The organism is Candidatus Streptomyces philanthi (assembly GCF_059553635.1).
In genome coordinates this window covers 1-24,762 of sequence record NZ_JCANQV010000026.1, presented here as the reverse complement: position 1 = coordinate 24,762, position 24,762 = coordinate 1, and the positions used below count along the sequence as shown (strand labels likewise).

At 71.4% G+C, this 24,762-nt stretch carries 19 protein-coding genes; 5 read left to right on the top strand and 14 right to left on the bottom strand.

Annotated features, from left to right (window positions below; translation table 11 throughout):
* Nucleotides 1–15 precede the first annotated feature (15 nt).
* From AC51EU_RS05790 to AC51EU_RS05770, 5 genes are all read right to left on the bottom strand, one after another.
* Nucleotides 16–654, bottom strand: a complete 639-nt coding sequence (locus AC51EU_RS05790) for a nucleoside/nucleotide kinase family protein (RefSeq protein ID WP_496265560.1) — start codon at nt 652–654, stop codon at nt 16–18.
* Nucleotides 655–695: 41 nt separating this feature from the next.
* Nucleotides 696–1,142: a hypothetical protein gene (locus AC51EU_RS05785; protein WP_496265559.1), complete on the bottom strand. Its 447-nt coding sequence runs from the start codon at nt 1,140–1,142 to the stop codon at nt 696–698.
* Between the two features lie 127 nt (nt 1,143–1,269).
* Nucleotides 1,270–2,166 (bottom strand): IclR family transcriptional regulator domain-containing protein, encoded by an 897-nt coding sequence (locus AC51EU_RS05780; RefSeq protein WP_496265558.1) that lies wholly within the window; start codon nt 2,164–2,166, stop codon nt 1,270–1,272.
* A 122-nt stretch (nt 2,167–2,288) separates the two neighbouring features.
* A complete protein-coding gene (locus AC51EU_RS05775; protein ID WP_496265557.1) occupies nt 2,289–3,230 on the bottom strand; it encodes a quinone oxidoreductase family protein in 942 nt (313 codons plus the stop codon).
* A gap of 503 nt (nt 3,231–3,733) precedes the next feature.
* Entirely contained in the window at nt 3,734–3,874 is a 141-nt protein-coding gene (locus AC51EU_RS05770) for a hypothetical protein (RefSeq protein WP_496265556.1), read from the bottom strand.
* A gap of 72 nt (nt 3,875–3,946) precedes the next feature.
* Between AC51EU_RS05770 and AC51EU_RS05765 the strand changes: the two genes are divergently transcribed.
* Together AC51EU_RS05765 and AC51EU_RS05760 are read left to right on the top strand one after the other, a co-directional pair.
* Complete coding sequence (locus tag AC51EU_RS05765) at nt 3,947–5,542, top strand: FAD-dependent oxidoreductase (RefSeq protein WP_496265555.1); 1,596 nt, start codon at nt 3,947–3,949, stop codon at nt 5,540–5,542.
* A 291-nt stretch (nt 5,543–5,833) separates the two neighbouring features.
* Nucleotides 5,834–7,591 (top strand): CDP-glycerol glycerophosphotransferase family protein, encoded by a 1,758-nt coding sequence (locus tag AC51EU_RS05760; protein ID WP_496265554.1) that lies wholly within the window; start codon nt 5,834–5,836, stop codon nt 7,589–7,591.
* A 48-nt stretch (nt 7,592–7,639) separates the two neighbouring features.
* Here the strand turns inward: AC51EU_RS05760 and AC51EU_RS05755 are convergent, their stop codons facing one another.
* The 4 genes from AC51EU_RS05755 to AC51EU_RS05740 form a co-directional block, all read right to left on the bottom strand.
* Nucleotides 7,640–9,724: a hypothetical protein gene (locus tag AC51EU_RS05755; protein ID WP_496265553.1), complete on the bottom strand. Its 2,085-nt coding sequence runs from the start codon at nt 9,722–9,724 to the stop codon at nt 7,640–7,642.
* 194 nt (nt 9,725–9,918) lie between these two features.
* A complete protein-coding gene (locus AC51EU_RS05750; protein WP_496265552.1) occupies nt 9,919–11,829 on the bottom strand; it encodes a helicase-associated domain-containing protein in 1,911 nt (636 codons plus the stop codon).
* Nucleotides 11,830–11,865: 36 nt separating this feature from the next.
* Nucleotides 11,866–13,371, bottom strand: coding sequence for an SWIM zinc finger family protein (locus tag AC51EU_RS05745; RefSeq protein ID WP_496265551.1), 1,506 nt, complete (start codon nt 13,369–13,371; stop codon nt 11,866–11,868).
* Nucleotides 13,368–16,331 carry an SCO1167/SCO6262 family helicase gene (locus tag AC51EU_RS05740; RefSeq protein WP_496265550.1) on the bottom strand — a complete coding sequence of 988 codons (2,964 nt, stop codon included), beginning with the start codon at nt 16,329–16,331 and terminating at the stop codon, nt 13,368–13,370. Before AC51EU_RS05740 ends, AC51EU_RS05745 begins: the two co-directional genes overlap by 4 nt.
* 651 nt (nt 16,332–16,982) lie before the next feature.
* On the opposite strand from AC51EU_RS05740, the gene AC51EU_RS05735 reads away from it, so the two are divergent.
* The gene (locus AC51EU_RS05735) at nt 16,983–18,317 is read left to right on the top strand and encodes a UvrD-helicase domain-containing protein (protein ID WP_496265549.1); all 1,335 of its coding nucleotides are present in this window, start codon (nt 16,983–16,985) and stop codon (nt 18,315–18,317) included.
* Between the two features lie 47 nt (nt 18,318–18,364).
* Nucleotides 18,365–18,679 carry a DUF6343 family protein gene (locus AC51EU_RS05730; RefSeq protein WP_496265567.1) on the top strand — a complete coding sequence of 105 codons (315 nt, stop codon included), beginning with the start codon at nt 18,365–18,367 and terminating at the stop codon, nt 18,677–18,679.
* A gap of 215 nt (nt 18,680–18,894) precedes the next feature.
* On the opposite strand, the gene AC51EU_RS05725 is transcribed toward AC51EU_RS05730, so the two are convergent.
* From AC51EU_RS05725 to rpsA, 5 genes are all read right to left on the bottom strand, one after another.
* The gene (locus AC51EU_RS05725) at nt 18,895–19,326 is read right to left on the bottom strand and encodes a tetratricopeptide repeat protein (protein WP_496265548.1); all 432 of its coding nucleotides are present in this window, start codon (nt 19,324–19,326) and stop codon (nt 18,895–18,897) included.
* A 313-nt stretch (nt 19,327–19,639) separates the two neighbouring features.
* A complete protein-coding gene (locus tag AC51EU_RS05720) occupies nt 19,640–20,056 on the bottom strand; it encodes a cupin domain-containing protein (protein ID WP_496265547.1) in 417 nt (138 codons plus the stop codon).
* A gap of 140 nt (nt 20,057–20,196) precedes the next feature.
* Nucleotides 20,197–20,823, bottom strand: coding sequence for a dephospho-CoA kinase (gene coaE, locus AC51EU_RS05715; RefSeq protein WP_496265546.1), 627 nt, complete (start codon nt 20,821–20,823; stop codon nt 20,197–20,199).
* A 64-nt stretch (nt 20,824–20,887) separates the two neighbouring features.
* The gene (locus tag AC51EU_RS05710) at nt 20,888–21,835 is read right to left on the bottom strand and encodes a PAC2 family protein (RefSeq protein WP_496265545.1); all 948 of its coding nucleotides are present in this window, start codon (nt 21,833–21,835) and stop codon (nt 20,888–20,890) included.
* A gap of 248 nt (nt 21,836–22,083) precedes the next feature.
* The gene (gene rpsA / locus AC51EU_RS05705; protein WP_496265544.1) at nt 22,084–23,592 is read right to left on the bottom strand and encodes a 30S ribosomal protein S1; all 1,509 of its coding nucleotides are present in this window, start codon (nt 23,590–23,592) and stop codon (nt 22,084–22,086) included.
* Between the two features lie 348 nt (nt 23,593–23,940).
* Between rpsA and AC51EU_RS05700 the strand changes: the two genes are divergently transcribed.
* A partial coding sequence (locus tag AC51EU_RS05700) for a class I SAM-dependent methyltransferase (protein WP_496265543.1) occupies nt 23,941–24,762 on the top strand: 822 nt, incomplete at its 3' end.

Below are 24,762 nucleotides of genomic sequence, written 5' to 3'. Positions count from 1 at the left end.
TTCCGCGGGGCGCGTTCAGCTCCTTGTGTGCCACGCCGGGCGGTGGGGGTCGTCCGCCCGCACCACGACGTCGGCGGTCTCCTCGGGGTGTGCCTCCGCGTCGTAGCGGGCGAACGCGGGAAAGGTCCAGCGCTCGGCCCGCGGGGTGCGGCGCGCCAGCGCGGCCGGAGAGAGCCTGAGGTGAACGGCGAGGTCGAAGGGGAACCCATGACCGAGCAGGAGGGGGCCGTGGAGCACCAGCACACCACCGGGCGGCAGTTCCCGGTACGGGCTGCGCGTGGCCCGGTCCTTCTCCGGGTCCCAGAGGTCCGGCAGGATCCGCCCGGTGCCTCCGGGGTCCAGGGGCCGGAACACCTCCCGCCACAGGGCTCCGCGGTCGAACCATGCGTCATAGTAGGCGTCGGGGTCCTCCCGCCCGTACTCCAGGCGCAGGGAGGCGGGCCGGAGGAAGCCGTGGGTCCCGACGCGGTGCACGGCCCTGCCGCGCAGGCGCAGGGCCTCGGCGAGCCGGGTCGCCGGCGCCCGCGGATCAGCGGCCGGCGCCCCGTCGACCGCCACGCGCAGCCAGGGGCCGCCGTCGTGCGCGGGCGTCGCGGCGATGCGCGTGGCGAGCGCGTCGGCCAGCCGTTCCCAGGTGATCGGTTCGAGCCGCACCCCGCCATTGTGCCCGGCGGAGGAGTGCGGCCGGCCTCCGGTCAGCGGGCCGGTGGAGCGCCCGGCCCGCGGGAGATGCCGCCGGAGATCACACCGGCCTGGATCACCACGTCGTGCTGCACCCCGCCGCTGATGGTGTTGTGCACCTCCACCACGGTCTCCGCGCCTCCCGGCGACCGCAACCCGTCCAGCAGGGCGCGGAGTTCTTCGGCGGCCTCGGGCTCCTCGCGCAGCAGGCGGGCCAGCCGCATCCGCCAGACGGCGGTGACTCCGGCCGTCCCGTCGGCGTCCTCGTGCTCCCGTGCCTCGACCGCGTCGGCGCGCGACACCTCCAGCTCCCCTTCGAGCGCCGGTTCGTCCGCCGCGCCACGGCGGCGGGCGAGGAAGGCCACCACCCGCCGGCGCACCTCGGCCCAGCCCTCCGACGTCATCTGCTGCACCAGCGCCGTCGCACCGGCCGTGGCGAGCGCCGTCAACTCCGCGTCCATCACAACTCCTTGCCCCTCGGCCGTCGTCCGTCCGCCGGAGTACCGACGGTATGCCACCGTGCCGCGCCCCGTCCTCCGTCCCGCGGACGAGACGGAGGACAGGCGTGTGGGCCGTGCCCGGCGCGGCTCAGCCCTGTCCGGTGTCCGGGCGTGCCGCGCCGTAGCGGCTGATCTCGGCCGCCGCTTCCTTCGTCGCCTCGATCACGCTCTCCGGCGCGTGCGGCATCGCGGTCTTGAGCTTGAGCAGCAGCACGGCCCCCATGATGGTGCCGTCCCACATGATCGGCGCCGCGCAGGAGTTCCACCCGGCCATGCACTCCTCGTAGCCGAGTGCGTGACCGAGGTCGCGGACCTCGGCGAGGGAGGCCAGCAGGGCCTCGTTGTCGCGGTAGACGCCGGGACCGGCCTGCTCGGGGACGGGTTCGGCCAGGACCCGCTGCTGGGTGACGTCCGGCAGATAGGCGAGGATCGTCCGGCCGGAGGCGCCGGTCCGCAGCGAGCGTGTCACGGAGAGGACGTCCCGGGGTGTCATGCCCAGTTCGGCGAGGTCGGAGTCGCCGACGGCCATGTCGACGCACTGGCGCTGGGCCCCGGCGAACGGCGCGACCATGTAGAGGAACGCCAGCCCGCCGTCGGTGGCCGCCCGCAGTTCGCGGAGCACGGTCTGCGAGGCGGCGCCGTCGAGCCGGTGGTCCAGGGCGGTGAAGGCGAGCTGTGCCGCGGAGGTCCGCAGCCGGTAGAGGCCGCGGTCCACGCGCTCGAAGATGCGCTGATATATGCCGGACTGGAGGATGCGGTAGACGACCGAGTCGTCCAGGCCGGTGAACTCGGCGATCTCCCCCGGTCCGTGGGCCGAACCGCCGAGTTCGGCGAAGGCCGTCTGGACCAGGAACACCCGTTCGGCATGGCTGGATCCCGATGCCCGGGTTCCGGCACCGGCGTTCTTCGGGGTATGGCGCGCGGCCTTCGCGCGGGCCGTGCCCCGCGCCGTGGTGCGGTCCGACGCGGTGATGCTGTTGCCCATCGTGTGTTCTCTCCCCTGACTGTGGTCCGCGGCCGTGGGCGCGCGGAGTTCCGGTGCGGGCCCGCCCGTCCTCCGCCGGCGCGGGGCCGCCGCCGGGGACGCCCGCGGATACGGGCGGTGTCTCAGCGGTTGACGTCGAGGGCGAGCTTCCCGGTCGGCGTACGGTCGGCCAGTTCCCGGTGCACCCGCGCGGCTTCGCCGAGGGCGTGGACGGTGCCGGTCAGCGGCTTCAGCGAGCCCGCCGCGACCGCGTCGAACAGCGCCCGCATCGAGGCCTGGAGGGCCGTGCGGTCGGCGTAGAGCTGGGGGAGCCAGAATCCCGACACGGTGAGGGAGCGCTCCATCAGGTACCGGGTCGCCACACTCGCCATCTCGCCGCTCGCGTAGCCGTACACAGCGAGGCGGCCGCGCGGCGCCACGGCGGCGAGGGTCCGTTCGAAGGTGGCTCCGCCGGTCATCTCCAGCGCCGCCTGGACGGGTCCGCCGGCCGCGTCGACGATACGTTCCGTCAGATCCTCGGCGGTCGAGTCGACCACGGCGTGGGCGCCCAGTTCCTCGGCGGTCCTGCGCTTACCGGGAGAACTGGCGAGGGCGACGACCTTGGCACCGGCGCGCGCGGCGAGTTGTACGGCCAGGGAGCCGAGGCCCCCGGCCGCGGCCGGGACGACCACGGACTCGCCCTCGGTGAGCCGCAGCACGGTGAACAGCAGGTGCCAGGCACTGTTCCCCTGGAGCGCCAGCGCGACGGCCTGCTCGTCGCTGATGCCGTCGGGAACGTCCCAGGTCACACGGCGGTGCAGCAGCGCGCGCTGGGCATAGCCGCCGCCACGGGTCAGTCCGACGACCCGGCGGCCGCCGACGGTGCCCACGACCTCGTTCCCGGGGATGTAGGGCAGTTCCACGGGCGCGAGGTAGGAGTTCCCCCGGACGTGCACATCCGCGTAGTTGACGCCGGCCAGGGACACCTCGATCAGCGCGTGTCCGGCCCGCGGCTCAGGCTCGGGGACCTCCTCGACCCGCAGCACGTCCGGGCCGCCGAACTCTCGCATGACAATCGCGCGCACGACTCTCCCTCGGGTATCCAGCGCTGTGTCCGCACAGGGTAGGCACGGCGTTCGCGAGCACGGGAGAACCCGACCGTTTCAGGCCAACCACCAGGCACTTTCCCGCTCTGTTGCCATGCGCCCCGCGAGAAACGCCGGTGGGCTTTCTCGCCTCGCGAGAAGACAACCGGGCGTTTTCCCGGTATTGGCCCGTTTTGCCATAGATCTACGCGCGGGTACGCTCCGGGTGGCTCCCGTTCGTCCCTCGGGCGCACTCGGCTACCACATGCGATCTCCGCGCCCTACGATCCGGTGTCGTGTCCGCCGTCGGCAGCATGTGACGGCCGCGCCCTGAGGGCCGGACGCGATCCGCGGGACAGGGGCGCCCGTCCACCGCGTAGGTGACGGGCGGGTCGCGGAGTACGCGACCGGGCCTGCGACGGGGTGTGCACGGGCTGAGGGGGAATCGAGATGCGGAAATCCGGTGACGGTATACGCGCCTTCGCTCCGGCGTGCAGAGATCCTCAACGGGCGGCGTCACCACCGTCCGCGCAGGTCCGTCTGCTGCGGACCGCCTCCGCCTCGCTCCCCGCGTGGTCGGCCTCGCTGACGGCCGCCACCGGCGCCGTCCTCGCCGCCGCGCTCCGGCGGACCCGCCCGGCCACGGCACCGCCGTTCCTCACGGCGCCGCAGGTCCGTCCGGGAACCGTGCGACCCCACCCAGAAAGAGGCTGCTCATGACGTCTGCGAACCACCCGAGCAGCAGCGGGCTCCACTTCACCCATCCGTACCTCGCCGTCGTCCTCGGCGGCGGTATCACCGGCCTGCTGGCCGCCGCCGCACTGTCCGGGCACGCCGATGTGATCCTCGTCGAGCGGGACATGGTGCCCGGGACCGACGCCGTCTTCCAGATCCTCCCGCAGCCCCGGCACACCCATCTGCCGGCCACGGGCGGCGCGGACGTCATCGAGGAACTGCTGCCCGGCGTCACGGACCAGTGGCTGGCCGAGGGCGCCCGCCGCCTGCCGATGCCCGCCCCACTCACGGGGCGGACGCGCCGCAGGCCGCGGCCCGAGTACCTCATCGCCTGCTCGCACGACCTTCTCGACCGGGTCGTACGGGAGCGCGTACGGGCCCTTCCGGGCGTGACCGTCCTCGACGAGACCGAGGCCGGGGAGCTGACGGGCACGGCCGAGGACGTCACCGGCGTACGGGTGACGGACACCCTCACCGGCGCGGTACGGCGTCTGGACGCGGATCTCGTGGTGGACGCCACCGGCCGGGGGTCCGGGACGCCGGAACGGTTGGCCGCCCTCGGTCTGCCCCGGGTACGCGAGGAGTCCGTGGACACCGGTGTCGTCTCCGCCACACGGATCTTCCGTGCCCCGCGCGGTACCGGCGGCCAGACGGTCGTCGTGGCCTGCGGGGAGCCCGGCGCAGCGGGGCGGCGCGCGATGCTGGTCCCCATCGAGGACGAACGCTGGCTGGTGACGCTCTCCGGCTTCCCGGGCGACGGCCCGTCGCCGCGCGCCGACCGGTTCGTACCGTTCGCCCGCGGCACCGGCAACGGCCTTATCGGGGAACTCATCGACGGTGCCGAACCGTTGAGCGAGGTGCGACTGTCCCGCGAGAGCGCCGACCGCCGGCGCCGCTACGAGGATCTGGAGTCCTGGCCCACGGGGTTCGTCGCGCTCGGCTCGGCGGTGGCGGCCTTCAACCCGGTGTACGGGCTGGGGTTACCGGTGGCCGCCGGAGGCGCACTGGCCCTGCGTAACGCGCTGCGCCGGTACGACCTGGACGATCCCGTGCTGGCGCACAACGCGCAGCGGAACATCGGCCGCGCCGTCCAGGCCCCGTGGGCGCTGGCCACCGGACGCGACATCCGCCACCCCGGCACCACCGGGCAGCGGCCCCCCACCACCGGCCGACCCACCCGCGGCTCCTTGCACCGCCCGCTGCGCACCACGCCCTCCCGGCCCTCGCTGCGGCGGGGCCGCCCCGACCCCGGCTCGCTGAGCTGCCCGCTTCCTCCTCCTTTCCCTCCCTCCTCGGCACGCAACGGCGTACTGCCACTGCCGCACCCGTTGATCACGCCGCCCGCCCAGACGGCCTTCCCCGCGACGGCCCTGCCGCCCGCCACCTCCGAGCCGCTGTCACCGAACGGCGGCCGGAGGTCCCCGGATCCGGCATCGGCCGGACGATCCGCCCCACCCGGAGCCGAGGGACCGGCCGCGTCCGGGGGCCCTGCCACCGGGTCCGCCGCTCCCGCCGCCCCTACGTCTCCGGCCGAGAGGTGGCCCTGCCAGGGGCGGCGGCCTTGGTCGAGTTATTAGGCGGGCACACGCCTGCCACGCCTCCCGCCCCCTGGCTTACGGTGGGAGGCATCGCGCAGGGAGCCGATCACGTCCAGGAGGTTGCAGACACCGGTGACAGGTGCTACAGGGGATCGCCCGGGAGCCGGGAGCCGGGAGCCGGGAGCCGGGAGCCGGGAGCCGGGAGCCGGGAGCCGGGAGCCGGGAGCCGGGAGCCGGGAGCCGGGAGCCGCTGGCGACTGTGCGCGTCCAAGTGTTGCCGGTGCCGACACCAGTCTTGGGCTGCTCCCGCCACTGCGGGTGCCGGTCGGTGTGGATCCCGAACGCTGGCGCACGTTCCCCGGAAAACGGACCGTTGTGGTCGTCGCCCGGACCGTTACCTCGACGGTCCGCGTCCTCGACGTTCTGGTGCCCGTGTTCCGTGACGATGCCCGCGTCGATGTGGTCTTCGTCTTCGACCCCACGTCCGCCTTCAACGGCGGCGTCCATGATCTGATCCACTCCGCCGAAGCCCGGATACTGCCCTGGCACCAGTTCGCCGAGATCTCCCCCGACCTGGTCATCACGGCCACCGAGAACGCCGATCTCGCGGTGACCCGGCACACCGCCCCGGTACTCGTTCTGCCGCACGGTGTCGGCTTCCACAAAGTCGTACCGGACTCCCGCAGCGAACAGGACCGCCTCGCCGGCCTGGTGCCGGACGCCCTGCTCCGCAGCGGTCGCGCCCGGCTCGCCATCTCGCACCCGGACCAGGCCGCCCAACTGGCTGCCGCGCATCCGTTGACGGCGGGCCGTACGCTGCTGATCGGCGACCCGTGCCACGACATGCTCCTCAACGGGAGGGACCTGCGGGCCGATTACCGTGCGGCGCTCGGTGTCGACGACGGCCGCCGGCTGATCGTGCTCAGCTCCACATGGGGCAAGCGGTCGCTTCTGGGCCGGGATCCCGCGCTGCCCGCCCGGCTGCTCGCCGAACTGCCGCTGGACGAGTACGCCGTCGCCCTCGTCACCCACCCCAACATCGTCTCCGCTCACGGCGCTCACCACGTCCGTTCCGTGCTGGACTCGGCCCTCGGCGCAGGGCTGCTGCGGATACCCCCGACAGCCGGATGGCAGGCGGCGTTGCTCGCCGGTGACCTGCTCATCGGTGACCACGGTTCGGTCACCTTCTACGGCGCCGCCCTGGGGACGCCGCTGATCTTCGGCACGTTCAGCGAGGACGAAGCGGTGCCCGGCACGCCCATGGCGGAGTTGGGGCGGCTCGTACCGCGCCTCGTGCCGGACACCCCGCTCCTCCCCCAGATCGAGCGCGCACTCACCGACGCTGCCTTGGACGGGGACGACCTCGTCCAGCGGCTGCGCAAGATCGGCGACAGCGCGCTGACCGCACCGGGCCACGCCCTCCCCCGTCTACGCCGGACCATTTACGGCCTCCTCCGTCTCAAGGAGCCAACCGGCCCGATCCCTCGTTACGCACCTGACGCTCCCCGTCCGGCGGAGCCCCGGTCAGCCGTCACCGCGACGTACGCCACCACGAGCATCGAGGACGGACCCGTCGGCCCTCATGTGACCGTCCACCGCGCACCGGCCGTCGTCGCGGGTTTCGCCACACCGTCCGGCACCGGCCCAGGAACGGTGGACGGTGCCGCTGCCGAGGGCGACCCCAGCACGCCTTCCTCCCACGGTCCCTTCCGTCATCTCTCCTGCACCGACCGCGAACGTGACCGGCGCCTTTCCGAGAGCGCATCGGTCCTGGTCCGTCACACCCCTGCCGGGACATCTGTCGCAGCCGACGCCTGGCTCTCGGACACACTGTGCCGCTTCCCCGGCTGCCTGATCGCCGCTTCGTCCGTCGTGGGCGGCGGGTACCGGATCGGGCTCCGTGACGGTCGCCTCGTCGAGGCGTCGGTCACCGGCCCGTCCCACGACGCGGCGATACCAGCGGCCCTCGTCTACGCGTTGCTCCGCTCGGAACGCTCTCTGGAGAGCACGGACCTCGTCAGCCTGACCCTCGGTGACCGCACCGAGGACGCCGCTCTCCGGGTGATCCAGCGCCCCGGACGCGACTGACGGTCCCCACCGTCACGGCCCCGTGCCCGTCCTTCCCCGCCACCCTGATCAGTCGCCATCCCCCTGTCCTCGTTCTCCGGTCAGCGTGCGCCGCAGTTCCTCCGCACGCGGGCTGCCGCCCTTTTCGTAGATCTCCAGCGCTCTCGTCAGATACCGCCGCCACGTTTCACGTTCGCCGCGTTCCGCGGCCAGGGCGGCCAGCGTCTCGCACGCCTGCGCCTCGTAGTGGACCGCTTCTCGCTCCCGCAGCATCGCGACGGCCTGCTCCAGGACCGTGACCGCCTCATCGCCTCGTCCGCGCGCCCGGAGGACCCCTCCGAGCGACGCCAGTGCCCGTGCTCCCATCCGGCGGTCGTCGATGGCCAGGAAACGGTCGTACGCCTCCCGCAGCGTCCGCTCCGCCTCGTCCGTACTCCCGACGGCGTCCTGTGCGCATCCCAGGAAGTACATGCCGATGGCGATACCCCGCTCGTCCCCCGCGGCGCGGTAGAGCGTCATCGCCTCCTGATACGTCGTGACGGCGCGGTGCGGGTCGCGCAGGTCCCAGTACCGTCCGTAGAACTCGCGTGCCGAGGCCCGGAGGAGGGTGTCGCCGGATGTGTCCGCGCGGGCGACAGCGGTCTCCAGCTCCTCCCGGGCCCGGTCCAGTTCGTCGCGGTCCAGCAGGGGACGGGACAGCAGGGTACGCAACCGGGCCTCGGCCGCCGGATTGCCGTCCGCCGCGGCTTCACTCGCACCCAGTTCCCCGGAACAGGCCCAGTCGTTCAGGTACCGCCGGTTGAGATAGAGCGCCGTCAGAGCCTCGGCGAGTTCCCATGCGGACCGGTGCCACCCGTGGTCCGCCGCGGCCCGCTGGACGGCCAGCAGCTCGGCCCGCCAGGTGTCCATCCAGTCGAGCGCGGTCCGCCGGTCGGCGAAGGCGAAGGGCTGGTCGGCGGCGCTCAGCCGCTCGACGTGGCCTCCTATGCGCATCCGCCGCCCCATGACGGCCAGATCCGCGTGCGCGGCCCGGGTCAGGAAGTGGTCGACGCTCCGCCGCACCGCGGCCGTGCGCTCCGTCTCGCTGTCGGCCAGAGCCTGTTCGCGGGCGTGGAGCCGGACCAGGTCGTGGAAGTCGTAGCGGCCGTCGGCCGCCACCATGACCAGGTTCGCCGTTTCCAGGGCGTCGAGCCATCGCTGGGCTTCGGCGGTGGTGTGTCCGGTGAGTGCCGCGGCAGCGGCCGTGTCCCAGCGGCGGCCCGGGTAGAGGCCGAGCAGCCGGTACAGCCGGGCCGCTTCCGGCGGCAGGGCCTCGTACGCGATTCCGAAGACCGCCGCCACCATGCGCTTCCCTCCTATGTGCAGTGCGTCCAAACGGCTCCTTTCCTCGGCGAGTTCGTCCGCCAGGGACTCGACCGGCAGGCTGGGGCGCGTCACCAGCCGCGCGGCGGCCACATGGAGGGCCACCGGGAGGCCGCCGCAGTACTCCACGATGCGTTCGGCGGCCTCGGAGGCGGACCCGATCCGCTCGTCTCCACACAGCTGCACCAGCAGTTGCTTCCCGTGCTCGGGAGCCAGCGGCTCCAGCGACATCAGTCGCGCGCCGTCCCCCATCAGTTCGCCGAGTCTCTCCTGGCTCGTCACCAGGACGGCACTGCCGGGGCCTCCGGGGATGAGTGCCCGTACCTGCGCCGGTTCGGTGACGTCGTCCAGGACGACCAGTACGCGTTCCGCTGCGGTGCGGCTGCGGAACAGGGCCGACAGTTCTCCCAGAGAGGCCGGCAGGTACTGGTCGTCAACGCCGAGCGCGCGCAGGCAGCGGCTCACTCCGGCCGAGACATCCCCTCCCGCCTGGGCCCGCAGTTCGGTGAAATCGACGTAGAACTGCCCACCGGGGAACCGGTCCGTCTCCTTCTGCGCCCATCTCCGTACCGTGGCGCTCTTGCCCACCCCGGCCAGCCCGCTGAGTACCGCGACGCGTGGTACTCCGGTGTCCTGGCCCGCCCAGCCGTCGAGGGCCTTCAGGACGGGTTCCCGGTCGACGAACTGCGGCAGCCCCGGCGGCACCTGCCGGGGCACCGGCATCTCGGGCCGCGGCATCTCGATCCGCGGCCCGATCCACACTCCGCCCTCGATCCCGCCCGCCTGTACCACCGGCCCGTGTACGTCTCCTGAGGCATCGTTACGGACGCCTCCGTCTCCCGCGCCGAACGTCTTCACCGTGACCTCGCCCTCCCCGTCGGCCTGCCTTGCGGCCCCGTTCCTCCGAAACGCTACTCGACACCGGCCGCGGCGCGGGGAGCCTGTGGATAACTCTCCGAGCGGCAGGTGGCGCGGGCCTGCCGCGGTCAGGCGCGGGTGGTGGAAGAGGATCGCGGGGGCTTCTGGGACAGGCCGAGCAGGCGGTGGGCGAAGGTCAGTTGAGCATGCGGATCACGGGTGGGGGCGTGTGCCTGGGCGCGGTGCGCGGGAAGGCGTTCGACCGTTGTGGTGCCGGTCTCGGACTCGAGGGCGGGGGCGTAACCGGCGGCGCGGAGTGCCTTCAGGGTGTCGTCCGGTGCGCTTCCGCTGACCAGGACGGTGGGGGCGATGGCGCGCAGGCTCAGGTCGTGGAGATCGCGGTGGGCGGCGAGTTCGGCGATGAGGGCTTCGTCGTCGGAGCGGATGCAGCAGGCGGTGGGCAGCACTCGCATCCGGCCGTGGGTGCGGGCGACGTCCCGGACGAGGTAGTCGAGGGAGTGCGGCAGATTGCCGTTGGCCGAGACGGCGGCGAGGTCGGTGAGGAGGGCGTTCGCGTGCCGGCCGGTGTCCAAGGCACGGCGTACGGAAGCGGGGGTGAAGCGCCAGGTGGCGGCATGGTCCTCGGACTCCCGGTCGGCGGCAGAGGCGAACAGTGCTGCCAGGGCGGCGGTGGGGCGGCCGGGGACGACGGCCGTGAGGTCCGCCTGGAAGTGGGCGTGGGTGAGGAGGGGCGGGAGCAGGTCGTGCAGGAGTGTGCCGAGGTCGTGCGGATCGGTGAGGAGGGCGGCGCCCAGGGGTGTGAGGCTGCCGTGGGCGACGAGGCCCAGGAAGGCCGCTTCGTGGAGGGTGTGGGCCGCGCGTTCTTCCGCCGTCGGCTGGGCGGTGACGGCGAGGGGGCGGTGCCAGTCGGCGGCGCGCAGAAGGTCCCGCAAGGGGGTCGACCCGTCGTGGGTGTCGGGTTCGAGAGGTGGCAGGGGTGCTCCGGTGCCGGGAGTGACGGTGGCGAGAGCGGCCAGCACTGCGTGGCGGAGGGCGGGGGCGTACCGGTCGTGGCCCCGGACCAGTGCGGTCGGTGTCTCGCCGAAGGGGGTGTGGGTGGGGATGTCCCACAGCCCGGACCATGCGGTGAGCAGGGGCGCGAGACGTTCTCCCGGCATGCCGGTGAGCCAGCCGTCGTAGGCGCTGGTGGGGAGCGCGGTGATGCCGGAGGGCGTACGGGTCAGCGCGATCAGACCGGCGGCGAGAGCGAGGTCGAGGAGGAGGCGGGTGCGGGCTTCGGTGGTGCCGGACGCCTTGGCCAGCCGTTTGATCTCGCGGACGGTCAGGCCGCCCGATTTACGCAGTGCGGCCGGCTGGACCGCCAGCGCTCCGAGGAGGCGGTCGACGGTGGTGGCGACGGAGGAGAGGGCCGCTCCGGCCTCGTCGCGCAATGCGGAGGGTGTGAGCGCGCGGGCGACCGGGTGGGCAGGGGTGACCGGCGCGGGGCGCGGGGCGGTGGGGGTGAAGGGGCCGAGTGGGTGGGCGGCCAGGAGCTGCGGGATACGCGGGGGGACAAGGATCCGGCCGTCCTCCGCGGGAGCGGCGAGGCCGTTGTCGTAGAGGGAGTGCAGGGCGGCCTCAGCGGCGGTGCGGGTCGGTCCCGGTGCGGTGGCGCCGAGCGCGGCGTAGGCGTCCTCGGGTGGGACGGGTTCTGCGGCCAGACGGGGGAACGACAGGCGGTGTGCCATCAGCGACTGGTAGTCGGCGCCGGGTGAGGGAGCGGCGGGCGCCGGGGCGTCGCTCGCGGTGCGTTCCTGACTGAGGCCGGCGGTGGCGGCCAGTACCTGGAGCTGTGGGTGGTCGAGGTGCAGCACCAGGGTGTGGAGGGTTTCGTACGACCACAGCGCGCCGGCCAGGCCGCGCAGATCCGTGGCGGCGGGGCGGCGGGAGAGCGGTTCGGCGTGCCGTATGAGCAGGGCGGCCAGTTGCTCCGGGGTGCGCCGGGCGAGGGATCGGGTGAGTGCGTCGAGACCTTCCACCGGCCCGAGGTTAGCCGCCTCGTGTCCCGGGGGCCGTCACGGGGTGAGGAGGCTGGTGAGGGCGGCGAGGGGATCGGGGTCCGCGGGCCCGGTGGGCCACCAGTCCTCGGCCCCGGGGTCGGTTTCGTAGGGGTACCAGCGGTGGTCGTGGCCGTAGCGGAGCTGTATGCGGCAGGCGGTGTCGGTGAGCCGGTTGTGCTGGGGGCGGAAGGTGTGGCGGTGGGCGGCTTTGAGGGCGCTGCGGGCGCGGTCGAAGTCTCCGGCCGGTGGGGTCCATACGGTGTCCAGGACGGTGAGCCCTTCGGGGCCGCCCTGCCGCCAGGCCGCGACGGAGCGGGCCACGTCCGCAGGGGTGCGGCCGGTGACGGTGGCGATGTCGCGGAAGAGCGCGCGGGTGGTGGCGGTGAGACCGGCGGTGGGGTGGGCGGTGGCCGCCAGGCGGACGGCGTCCTCCCACGGGGTGAGGGCGGGGAGGGGGGCCTGCGCCTGGCCGGGGCCTGTGGCCGGTTCATGGACCTCGATGAGGTGAGTGTGCGCGCGGGCCGCCGCGTCGGCAGCGAGGAAGGCGAGGGTGGTGGGGTCGAAGGGAAGTCCGTGGGCTTCGGGGAATGCCGGGGGACGGCCGGGCCGCTCAGGGACCGGCAGCGGCGGCGGGAGCGGCGGCCTCGGACGATCGGCGAAAGCGTCACGGGCCAGGACACCCTGCGGGACGTGAGCTGCGGGGGCGGGCCCTGGGGCTGAGGTGGGCTGGTCTGTTTCCTTCATGCCCGTGGCCACTGGGCTTCCTGGTGTGACACCGGTTTCGTGCGTCGGCGTGGTCGGCGGCCGGAGGCTCCGGGGTGGTGGGTGAACGGTGTGGACGGCGCTGCGACGGGTGAGTTCGTCGAGCAGTTCACGTTCGCCGCGTCCCCGCGCCAGCAGCAGGACGAAGGGATCCCTGTCCAGGAGTCGGGCCACCTGGTAGCAGAGCGCGGCCACGTGCTTGCAGGGCCGCCGGTGGTCGGGGCAGGTGCAGTGGGTGCGGAGGTCGCCCGGCTCCGGAAGCAGCGGCACTCCGGTGTCGGCGAGTGCCCGGGGGAGCTTCTTGCCGAGGACGGCGGCAAGGTGGTCGGGGTGTGCGGCGAGGGCGTCGAGGAGCGTGGACCACTCGTCGTCCGTCAGAGGGCGCAGACGGATGTGGGCGCTGTAGGGGCGCGGCCTGCTGCCGCGTACGGAGGCGACGATCCGGCCCGGTGTGACGTTGATGGTGTCCACGTGGCCGTCTTCTGCATAGGCACGGCCACGGTCGAGGCGGGCGGCATCGTCGGCGTCGGCTTCCACGGTGTGCAGCCAGGCGGTTGCCCACCAGGAGGTGGCGACAGGGCCGCCGTCCCCGGCTGCCGGGAGGGGCGGGAAGGTACGGGACCGGTCGGCTCGTACCAGGCGGTCTGCGACTGCGGCCTGTCCGGAGGCGGCACCGCGGCCGCTGAAGCCGGGGGCTGCCCTGGTGGCCTGGTGTGCGGTGGTGTGACGGGTGCCGTCGGGGAGCGGGCGGGGGTTCATGCCGGCCTCCGCAGGGAGACGAGGTCGGCCAGTTCGGCGTCCGACAGCTCCGTGAGCGCGGTCTCGCCACCGGTGAGAACGGCGTCGGCGAGCGTCTTCTTGGCGGCGAGGAGTTCGGCGATGTTGTCCTCGACGGTGCCTTCGGCGATCAGCCGGTGGACCTGCACGGACCGGGTCTGGCCGATGCGGTGGGCACGGTCGGTGGCTTGGTCCTCCACGGCCGGGTTCCACCAGCGGTCGTAGTGGATCACGTGTCCGGCCCGGGTGAGATTCAGTCCCGTGCCCGCCGCCTTGAGGGACAGCAGGAAAATGGGCACGTCGCCGGACTGGAAGCGGTCGACCATCCTCTCGCGTTCGGCCACGGGTGTGCCGCCGTGCAGGAACTGGTGGGTGATTCCCTTGGCCCGGAGGTGCTGTTCGAGCAGGCGCCCCATGCCGACGTACTGGGTGAAGATCAGGGCGGCGTCGCCTTCCGCGAGGATGGTTCCGAGAAGTTCGTCGAGGAGTTCGAGCTTCCCGGAGCGGGCGGCGAGACCCGGGGCGACTTCCTTGAGGTACTGGGCGGGGTGGTTGCAGATCTGTTTGAGGGCGGTGAGCAGCTTCATCACCAGGCCGCGGCGGGCCATGCCGTCGGCGGCCTCGATCCGGGTGAGGGTTTCCCGCACGACCGCGCGGTAGAGGGCGGCCTGCTCTCGGCCGAGGGCCACGGGGTGGTCCGTCTCGGTCCTCGGCGGGAGTTCGGGCGCGACACCGGGGTCGGTTTTTCTGCGGCGCAGGATGAACGGTCGCACCAGACGTGCGAGCCGTTCCGCCGCCCGCGGGTCCTCGCCGCCTTCGATCTCGCGGGCGTACCGTGCCCGGAAAGCGGTGAGGGGGCCGAGGAGGCCGGGGGTGGTCCAGTCGAGGAGGGCCCACAGTTCGGAGAGGTTGTTCTCGACCGGTGTCCCGGTGAGGGCGATCCTGGCCGGGGCCTTGATGCCGCGCAGTGCCCTGACCGTCGCGGACCGCGGGTTCTTGACGTGCTGCGCCTCGTCGGCGACGACCCACGCCCAGCGTTGGGCGGCCAGTTCGGCCGCGCTGCCGCGCATCGTCTGGTACGTCGTCAGGACGAAGCCGCCGTCCAGGCCGTCGAGGGTACGGCCGGCGCCGTGAAAGCGGCGTACGGGGGTACCGGGGGCGAAGCGCTCGATCTCGCGCTGCCAGTTGCCGAGGAGAGAGGCGGGACAGACCACCAGGACCGGGTCCGAGGGGCGCCGGTGACGGTGGAGGGCGATGACGGTGACCGTCTTGCCCAGGCCCATGTCGTCGGCGAGGCAGCCGCCGAGGCCGAGCGAGACCATGGTGTCGAGCCAGGCCGTGCCACGGAGCTGGTAATCGCGGAGGGTCGCGTGGAGGCCGGGAGGCTGGGGCACGGTTCGCACCTGGGTGGTGAGGCGGTCACGCAGGGCCGTGAGGGCGCCCAAGGGGACCACCTCGGTCTCTTCTCCGTCCACCTCCGTGGTGCCGCTGAGCATGGTGACGAGCGCGTCGGCCGGTTCCAGGTGTCCCAGCTCGCGTTTGCGGGCCTTGCGTACGAGTGCGGGATCGACGGGCACCCACTGGTCACGCAGGCGTACGAGGGGGCGGTGCGCTTCGGCAAGGGCGTCCATCTCCTCGTCGGTCAGCGGAACCCCGTCCACAGTGATCTGTCGCTGGAGGTGCAGGAGCCGGCCGGTGTCGAAGAACCCGAACCCGTCCGCCGCCGTGCCGGGCGCCGGGCGCAACACGACAGTGGCGGTCAGGTCGCGGGCCACTTCCTTGGGCCAGTGGACGGTGATGCCGGCGTCGGCCAGTCGCGGTGCGGCTTCCCCCAGCAGTTCGTACAGTTCGTCCTCGCCGAGTGGCAGTACGTCGGGGACCGGCCGTTCCACGAGGCGGCGCAGCGGGGTCCAGACGCGGGCCGCCGCGCGGAGCGCGAGGAGGGTGTCGGCGCGGGCACGCGGGCCGAATTGGGCGGGGCCCTCGCCCTCCCACAGTGCCGCGGCGTCGGTGATCAGCGTGGGGTCGGTGCGGCTGTGCACCTGGAGGACAGCCGCCGCCATGCCACCTTCCTCCGGCGCCGGTCCGGGCTCTCCCCCGGTTGTCCCGGCTTCCTCGCGGTGTGCTCCGGTGTCGAAGAGCTGGTGCGGGGCCAGGTCCAGACGCAGAGAGAGCCGCACCCCGGCGTCCGCGCCGGCGGACACCTCGGCGGCCCATTCACGGGCGTTCGGAAGATGGTGCAAGGCGGACGAGGCGAAGGGTGCTCCTGCGACAATTTCCGCTCCAGGAGTACGAGGCAGCGCGTCGATGACGGCGTCGACGAATTGCCGTACGAGGTGCGCCGGATCGGGGAGGCGCAGCGGCCGGGTGCCGGGAAGCGGCACGGCGTGTGCCTCGGGTGGCATGGCGGCGGCGATGGCCCTGAGGTGGGTGACGTCTTCCGGGTCGAGGGGGCCTGCGCGCCAGGCATCGGTGTCGTCGTGGGTCACCCCGGGCAGCAGCCTGCCTCGGGCCGCGAGGTGCAGGGCGTGCAGCGCGGCGGCACCCCAGCACGCGGCCGCGGGATGAGCTGAAGGGTCGTGCCGGGCTCCGGCCAGCAGAGGGACGGCTTCGGCCACGGGGAGCAGGACGGCGGGGACAGTGCGACTGCGCGCGCCCTTCCCGTGCCTCCGGGCAACAGTCAGCCGGGACACCTCACCGGTGACCTTGCATGCGGCGTCGTGTGGAGCGTCTGCGGCCGGTTCGTCCAGGTGCGGAAGTGGGCCGCCGTCCGGCTTCCAGAAGGCGATCCTTCCGGTGCGCGGTGGGTGGGAGGGCAGGAAGGTCGCAGCGCTACGGGCCAGCGCTCCCGCGATGTCGGCATCCCCGGAAACCGGATGAACGATCGGGGGCACACAGTCCGGCTGGGAAGTCCGAGGCGTTGCCTCCCGCCGTCGCGCCATGCCGCTGATCCTTGCCACTGCTCGCTCGTCCCGTACCACCGAGGGGGCGGGACGGCTCTGCCGACCTGTTCTCCCGGCCGTGACGTGCGAGTCTACGGTCGCGGGCGCCTCTGCCGCTTGCGGCCCATCGGCTTCCGGCGCTCCCCTCTCGGGGACCGCTCCTGCGCCGTCCTCATCCTCTCCCCGGTCCGACCGCGACGGCGCACCGGCACTCTGCTCCCTTCGCGTCAAGGCCGCTCGAACCGTCCAGGCGGCGCTGGCCGGAGGCCTCGCCTGCTGCCTCAGCGCGTCAACCCTCGCATCGCGGGTTTGTTCAACGCTCCGCATCGCCGTGATGTTCATGCTGATTCTCCCCCGTCGCTCGTCGCCGACCGCCGTTCGGGCCGGCGCACCCAATGCACAACAGATCCGGGCCTGCGGCGATATCCGCCGTGCTGGCCCGCGGTATCGAGATAAGCAGACGGCACTGACAACGCTCAGTGAGCGGTCTCCGTCATCACGCGATTCCATGCCCGCGCGCGTGCCTCGTGAACGCGATGGAAGAAGAGTTATCCACAGGCTTGCGACCCCTCTCGCACATCCCCTCCCGCACAGTTACAGTGAGTCACGAAAACACTCTAAGTGATCAAACAGCCTCTGTAAGGAGTCGTCATGTGCGCGCTCAAGCACTCTCCCACCACCGAGCAAACGGCCGCGGTCGACACATTCCGCAGCGGTTCTCCTCTCGCGATCCAGGCCGGAGCCGGAACGGGGAAGACCACGACGCTGGTCATGCTCACGCACGAGGCTCGGCGCCATGACCGGCCAGGTCGCTACATCGCTTTCAACAGGACCGTCGCACGCGAAGCTGCGCGCCGCTTCCCACCCGGTGTCTCCTGCAGCACAGCTCACTCCCTCGCGTATGCGGCCGTCGGAAGGCACTATCGAGCCCGATGGAACGCACCTCGGCAGGCAGGATGGAGAATCGGCGCCGCACTCGGCATCGACGCCGACATGTCCTTCAGGCTTGGAGCCCGCACCGCCACCGGCAAAGCGCTGTCGCACACCGTACTGCGGACCGTCACACGCTTCTGCCAGTCGGCCGACCCGACCATCGCCTCACACCACGTCCCACCGCTCCGCGGCGCCGAATCCCCAGCACTGCACGGCCGGCTCGCCGACCTCCTCCTTCCTTACGCACACAGGGCATGGTCCGACCTGCAGAATCCGGAACACGGTGTCCTCCGCTTCGAACATGACCACTACCTCAAGATGTGGGCGCTGCGCGATCCCGTGATCGCCGGGGACTTCCTGCTCCTGGACGAAGCGCAGGACACCAATCCCGTGGTCGGGCAAGTCTTCACCGCGCAGCGCGATCATGCCCAGTTGGTACTGGTCGGTGATTCCGCCCAGGCCATTTACGGCTGGCGCGGGGCCCGCGATGTGATGACCGGCTTCCGAGGTCGCCACCTCAGCCTCTCCTGCTCCTTCCGCTTCGGGCCGGCGCTCGCGGAAGAGGCCAACCGGTGGCTCAGGATCGCCGATGCGCCGATCCGGCTCACGGGTGCCTCGTGGCTCACCACGAAATCAGGCCCCCTGCGCACTCCTGAAGCGATTCTGTGCAGATCCAACGTGGGGGCACTGGGTGAAGTGATACGGCAGTTGAAAACAGGCCGCCGGGTCGCCCTCGCCGGTGGCGACGGCCCCCTTCGTGCGCTGGCGCGAGCGGCTTTCGATCTTGCCTCCGGTCGGCAGACCGGTCACCCCGAGCTGATGTTGTTCGGTTCCTGGAACGAAGTGCGCGAGTACGCCGAGGACGATCCGGCCGGGCGTGACCTGCTTCCCCTGATCGGCCTTGTTGACGAGCACGGCGCCCGCTCACAGCTCGACCTCGGCGGACTGTCCTGGATCCACATGCATCCGGCAGGAGACCCTCGCCCGGCCCGCCACCACACACATACCCAAGACATCGCGGAGAGTGCTGAAGCAATACACAGATGTACGTGACGTAACGGCCGATCCGGAGGACGATGGACGGAAGGAGATGGGTGGCCATGCGTACGGGAAACGAACCGGTCCAGGCACGGAGCCCGCTGAGAATACGTTGCGGTCTGGCCTCGTGGGGTCTGGCGTGGGCCGTCGCCGGGACGATCGTTTTCGTCATGGCCCACAGGCCGGGGTGGGCAGCCGCGTGCGCCGCGCTGGCCGTGGTGACGCTCACGGACCTTGCCATGGTGATTCGGCACATCCGTCAGGGTCCCCACTTCCAACCAGGCAGGGATGTCCCGCCGTACGAACCTGATCACGGGCGGAACAGCGACTTCATACGGCAGGGCCCCACACGCGGGCAACACCACCCCGGACCATAGTTCTTCGCCAGGGCAGCTACCCCTCACGCCGCATGCCGTGCCCGTGCGCGGGTCCTTGCTTCTTCAGAAACAAGGAGAAAAGACCCGGAGAGAAGGCGCTGCGCACTCTTCAAGCACTGACCGGAATCAGGAGTGAGCCACAGTCAAGGGGCTGATGCGACGCTGCGGAGAACCATGTCAGTGGAGGAAGGCGCTACAGGGAGGAGTGAACAAGCTCAGGTTCCTGAGCCCGGCTCGGGGAACGGTTCACCGGAAGCTCCTGGCTCGCCGTTTTCGGCGCCGGCGTCTCGTACGAAGCCGGCCGCTTCGACGAACTCGGGACGCGGTTCAAGGGCTGCGGCGAGACGGAAGTGGCGTAGGGCTTCCTCGGAACGGCCACCGCGTTCGAGCGTCCGGGCCAGAGCGAAGTGCGCGAAGGCGTTGTCCGGCTCACGTTCCAGGATGATCTGGAATTCCAGCTCGGCGGGACGAAGTTGTGCGGACAGGAAGAAGGCCCGGGCGCGCAGCAGTCGGGCGGCAGTGTTCTCCGGGTGCGCGGTGATGACGGAATCGAGCAGACGAATCGCGCCACGCGGGTCACGGGCCTCCAGCAGAGTTTCTGCGGCCCGGTAGTCGATGACATGTGTCTCGGGGCTGCGCTCCGGCACGGTCGTCTCCTCTCCGGTTTGGTCCGGGCGATGTCCTTACACGCCCGTGAGTGTTCACGTGCGCAGAACACGCAGATGGGCCATGTCATTCCCGGTGGTTCAAGGGGGAGGAAGTAGCCCATGCACGGGAAGTGGTGAGCTGACCGCGTCGCGAGAGGCGCGGGGCGGCAAGAGCCACAGATGGGGAGAGGAGAGGAGAGGGGCGGGGTGGGGAGGGGGAGGGGCCCGCCCCCAAGTGGCAAGGAACGGCGGAAAACGACCACCGCCCCCGCCAGTCTCTCCCCCGCCTGCGCCCCTCACAAGCGCCCAGCCCCTACCCGCTGACGTGGTAAACCTTCCGCAACGTCTCATGCACCGTCCACCGCGTGCGGTCGCCCTCACGCAGCACGCAAGCATCACCAGGCCCCACTTCGAGTGTCGGGCCGTTCTCCACCTCGATGGTGGCCCGGCCGCTCAGGACCACGAAGAGTTCATCGGCCTCCGTGTCGGTGACCACCCCCGGGGTGATCTGCCAGATGCCGCGCATCTGCCGCCTGTCCTGCGACTCCCACAACACCTTGCCGGTCACTTCCGGTTCTCCGGAAACGATCTGCTCGGGGGCGAGCGGCTCGGGTTCCAGGTCCGCGTCCGCGAAACCAGGAACGTTGACCACGAAAGAGGCGGTGAAAGCAGCGGGAGAATCGCTGCTCGGCTGTGGTGTCGCCTGTGCGTCAAGATCAGTAGCTGTCATGGCCGCGAGGCTACCGCCCACACCCACCCCAGAACCGCCCGAACTGTACGCCCCCCGCGCCGCCTATCGAGCCGCACCTCAGCGACCCACTGCCCCCCCGTCTCACACACAGCGACATACCTCACGCCCCAGCAGCACCCTCAAAAAGACCCCCGCTCAGCAACCAGCGCCCCGCTCCCCCACCCCCGGAGCCGTTCCCACACCGCCCGGACCTGCGGCTCCAGTGCCTCCAGCGGGCCGTCGTTGTCGATCACGATGTCGGCTACGGCGAGCCGGTCCCCCCGTGTGGCCTGGGCCGCCATGCGGGACCTGGCCTCGTCCCCGGTCATGCCGCGCAGCCGTACGAGACGGTCGAGCTGGGTCTGCGGGGTGGCGTCGACGACGACCACCACGTCGTAGAGAGGTCCGAGGGCGTTCTCGGCGAGGAGGGGCACGTCGTGGACCACGACGGCTTCTGGTCCGGCCGCCGCTTCGAGTTCGGCCGAGCGGGCCCGGACGAGGGGGTGCACGATCGCGTTGAGCGCCTTCAGCTTCTCCGGGTCGCTGAAGACGATCCCGCCGAGTTTGGGCCGGTCGAGGGCGCCGTCAGCAGTGAGGACCCCGTTGCCGAACTCCGCGACCACGGCCGCGAGTCCGGGGGTCCCGGGCTCGACAACCTCACGTGCGATCTTGTCCGCGTCCACGATCACCGCGCCGTATGCGGCGAGCAGGCGTGAGACCTCACTCTTGCCTGCCCCGATTCCACCCGTCAGCCCCACCTTCACCATGGGCCTACGCTATCCGGTCCTCCGGGAGCGCCGGGTGCCGGCCGCCGAATCAGCCTCGCCGCGGTCAGGCGGCTCCGCCGTCCGCCTCTCGTTCCGCCAGAAAGCGCTCGAACTCCCTGCCGATCTCATCGGCGGACGGCAACTCGACGGCCTCGGCCACCAGGCTGCCGCGGCTCTCGACACCGGCCAGGGCGTCGTACTGGTGCTCCAGCCCGCTGATCAGCGCCACCAGCTCCTCGTCGCCCCCGGAGATCTGCCGCTCGATCTCCTCCTGGGTGCGCAGTGCCTCGGTGCGCAGGGCGTGTGCGACACCGGGGAGGACCAGGCCGGTCGCCGCCGTCACCGCTTCCAGGGCGGTGAGCGCGGCGTCGGGGTACGGGGACCGGGCGATGTAGTGCGGTACGTGCGCCGCGACACCCAGGACATCGTGTCCCGCCTCGGCCAGCCGGAATTCCACCAGGGACTCGGCGCTCCCCGGCACCTGCGCCTCGTCGAAGACGGAGGCGTGTCCGGGCATCAGGTCGGTGCGGTTGCCGTGCGGGGTGATGCCGACGGGACGGGTGTGCGGGACGCCCATCGGGATGCCGTGGAAGTTGACGGACAGCCGCACGCCGAGCCGTTCCACGATCTGCCGGACGGCGGCGGCGAAGCGTTCCCATTCCACGTCCGGCTCGGGTCCGGACAGCAGCAGGAACGGGGCGCCGGTGGCGTCCTCGACGAGGTGCAGTTCGATGCTGGGGACCTGGTACGCCGTCCAGCGGTGGCTCTCGAAGGTGAGCAGCGGTCGGCGGGCGCGGTAGTCGACCAGGCGGTCGTGGTCGAACCGGGCGACGACGCGGTGCGTCGGCCCGTCCAGCAGGCGCTCGACGATCTGCGCGCCGGTCTCACCGGCGTCGATGTAGCCGTCGAAGTGGTACAGCAGCACCAGGCCGGCGGAGTCCCGGGCCGTGATGGCCTCCACCGCCGCGAGCCCGTCCTGCTCCCATTCGTACAACCCCTGGGGATCCCACACAGTGTCCGCTCCTCCTCGTGTCGTCTGGGAGAACATCTGACACAGGAGCCGCATTCCCGGGGGCTGCCCCGTGCCGTGCCCGTCCTCCCGGCCCATCGGAGCCAACTGGTCCAACGGTCAACCGGTCACGCCTGTGCCGTCGGTGTCGCGGCCCGCCGCACCCGACGCCCCCATCACATACGGGTGAAGGCCCGCTCCCCGGAGAGGGAACGGGCCTTCACCTATCGGCTAGTGCCGGGCCGTGAGCGTCAGCTCTGGCCGCCGGCCAGCTTCTCGCGGAGCGCGGCCAGGGCCTCGTCCGACGCCAGGGCGCCGGAGTTGTCCGCCGACTCCGAGGAGTACGAGCCACCGGAGACGTTGCCGCCGCCCTGGCCACCGGCCGACGCAGCCGCAGCGCCCTCGGCCGCGGCCTTCTCGTCCTCTTCGCGGGACTTGATGACCTGGGCCTGGTGCTGCTCGAAGCGGGCCTGCGCCTCGGCGTACTGGCGCTCCCACTCCTCGCGCTGCTTCTCGTAGCCCTCGAGCCAGTCGTTGGCCTCGGGGTCGAAGCCCTCGGGGTAGATGTAGTTGCCCTGGTCGTCGTAGGACGCGGCCATGCCGTACAGGGTCGGGTCGAACTCGACGGCCGTCGGGTCGGCGCCGAAGGACTCGTTGGCCTGCTTCAGCGAGAGGCTGATGCGGCGGCGCTCCAGGTCGATGTCGATGACCTTGACGAAGATCTCGTCGTTGACCTGGACGACCTGCTCCGGGATCTCGACGTGGCGCTCGGCCAGCTCGGAGATGTGGACCAGGCCCTCGATGCCCTCGTCGACGCGCACGAACGCACCGAACGGAACGAGCTTGGTGACCTTGCCGGGGACGACCTGACCGATCTGGTGCGTCCGGGCGAACTGCTGCCACGGGTCTTCCTGGGTCGCCTTGAGCGACAGGGACACGCGCTCGCGGTCCATGTCGACGTCCAGGACCTCGACCGTGACCTCCTGGCCGACCTCGACAACCTCGGACGGGTGGTCGATGTGCTTCCAGGACAGCTCGGAGACGTGGACGAGACCGTCGACGCCACCCAGGTCCACGAAGGCACCGAAGTTGACGATGGAGGAGACGACGCCGGAGCGCACCTGGCCCTTCTGGAGGGTGGTGAGGAAGGTCTGGCGGACCTCGCTCTGGGTCTGCTCCAGCCAGGCGCGGCGGGACAGGACCACGTTGTTGCGGTTCTTGTCCAGCTCGATGATCTTGGCTTCGAGCTCCTTGCCCACGTAGGGCTGGAGGTCGCGGACACGACGCATCTCGACCAGGGAGGCCGGGAGGAAGCCGCGGAGGCCGATGTCGAGGATGAGACCACCCTTGACGACCTCGATGACGGTACCGGTGACGATGCCGTCCTCTTCCTTGATCTTCTCGATCGTGCCCCAGGCACGCTCGTACTGAGCGCGCTTCTTGGACAGGATGAGGCGGCCTTCCTTGTCCTCCTTCTGGAGAACCAGGGCCTCGATCTCGTCGCCGACCGCGACAACCTCGTTCGGGTCGACGTCGTGCTTGATCGAGAGCTCGCGGCTCGGGATGACGCCTTCGGTCTTGTAACCGATGTCGAGCAGGACCTCGTCCCGGTCGACCTTCACGATGACGCCGTCGACGATGTCGCCGTCGTTGAAGTACTTGATCGTCTCGTCGATCGCGGCGAGGAAGGCTTCCTCGTTACCGATGTCGTTGACCGCAACCTGCGGGGTGGTGGCGGTGGTCTCGGTGCTGCTCGTCATGTGGGAAAGGGCTCCGGTACGGACATTGAAGTCGTAGGTACTGCTACGCCGGGGCCCGTATCGCCTCTGCAGAATCCGGACAGCGTTTAAGACGATCCGGTTTTCCCGACATCGCCTCGAAATACCGAGGGGACATACATACAGATGCGAGCGCGGCCTGCTCCGTCCGAGGCACGCAGGCCCGCAGCGCAACTTGTAGCATACGGGGGCAGCCGGGCACGGTCAATGCGCGAAGGCGCATGCCTGGGGACGATCGCCCCATAACCGGCACGCGCGGTGTCCGTGAGGCCCGGTGGCCTCACCGTCCCGGTGGCTCCAAGCTCAGCGAAGACTACGACGACGGGCACGATGAACCAAGACTACGAGCCCGAGGCGACCCGACGTGACGCCTCGGCCACCGAAAGCAGCCGGGCCAACCGCGGCTGGTGGGACCGCAACGCGGACGAGTACCAGAGCGAGCACGGTGCCTTCCTCGGGGACGACCGTTTCGTCTGGGGACCCGAGGGGCTGGACGAGGCCCGAGCCGGGCTGCTGGGGCCCGCCGAGGAGCTGAAGGGGCTGCGCGTCCTGGAGATCGGGGCCGGGGCGGCGCAGTGTTCCCGCTGGCTGGCGGCCCAGGGGGCGCACCCGGTGGCGCTCGATCTCTCCCACCGGCAGTTGCAGCACGCGCTGCGGATCGCGGGGACGGCGGACACCTCGGAGGGGGCGGTCGGGCTGGTGGAGGCGGACGCCGGGGCGCTGCCGTTCCGGGACGGCTCCTTCGACATGGCGTGTTCCGCGTACGGCGCGCTCCCCTTCGTCGCCGATCCGGTGCGGGTGCTGCGCGAGGTGCGCCGGGTGCTGCGTCCTGGCGGCCGATTCGTCTTCTCCGTGACCCATCCCGTCCGGTGGGCCTTCCCGGACGAGCCGGGCCCCGAGGGTCTCTCGGTGGCCGCGTCCTACTTCGACCGCACGCCGTACGTCGAGCAGGACGAGGGCGGACGGGCCGTGTACGTCGAGCACCACCGGACGGTGGGCGACCGGGTGCGGGACGTGGTGGCGGCCGGGTTCCGGCTGGTGGACCTGGTCGAGCCGGAGTGGCCGGAGTGGAACACCCAGGAGTGGGGTGGCTGGTCACCGTTGCGCGGGCGGCTGATCCCGGGCACGGCGATCTTCGTGTGCCTGGCGGAG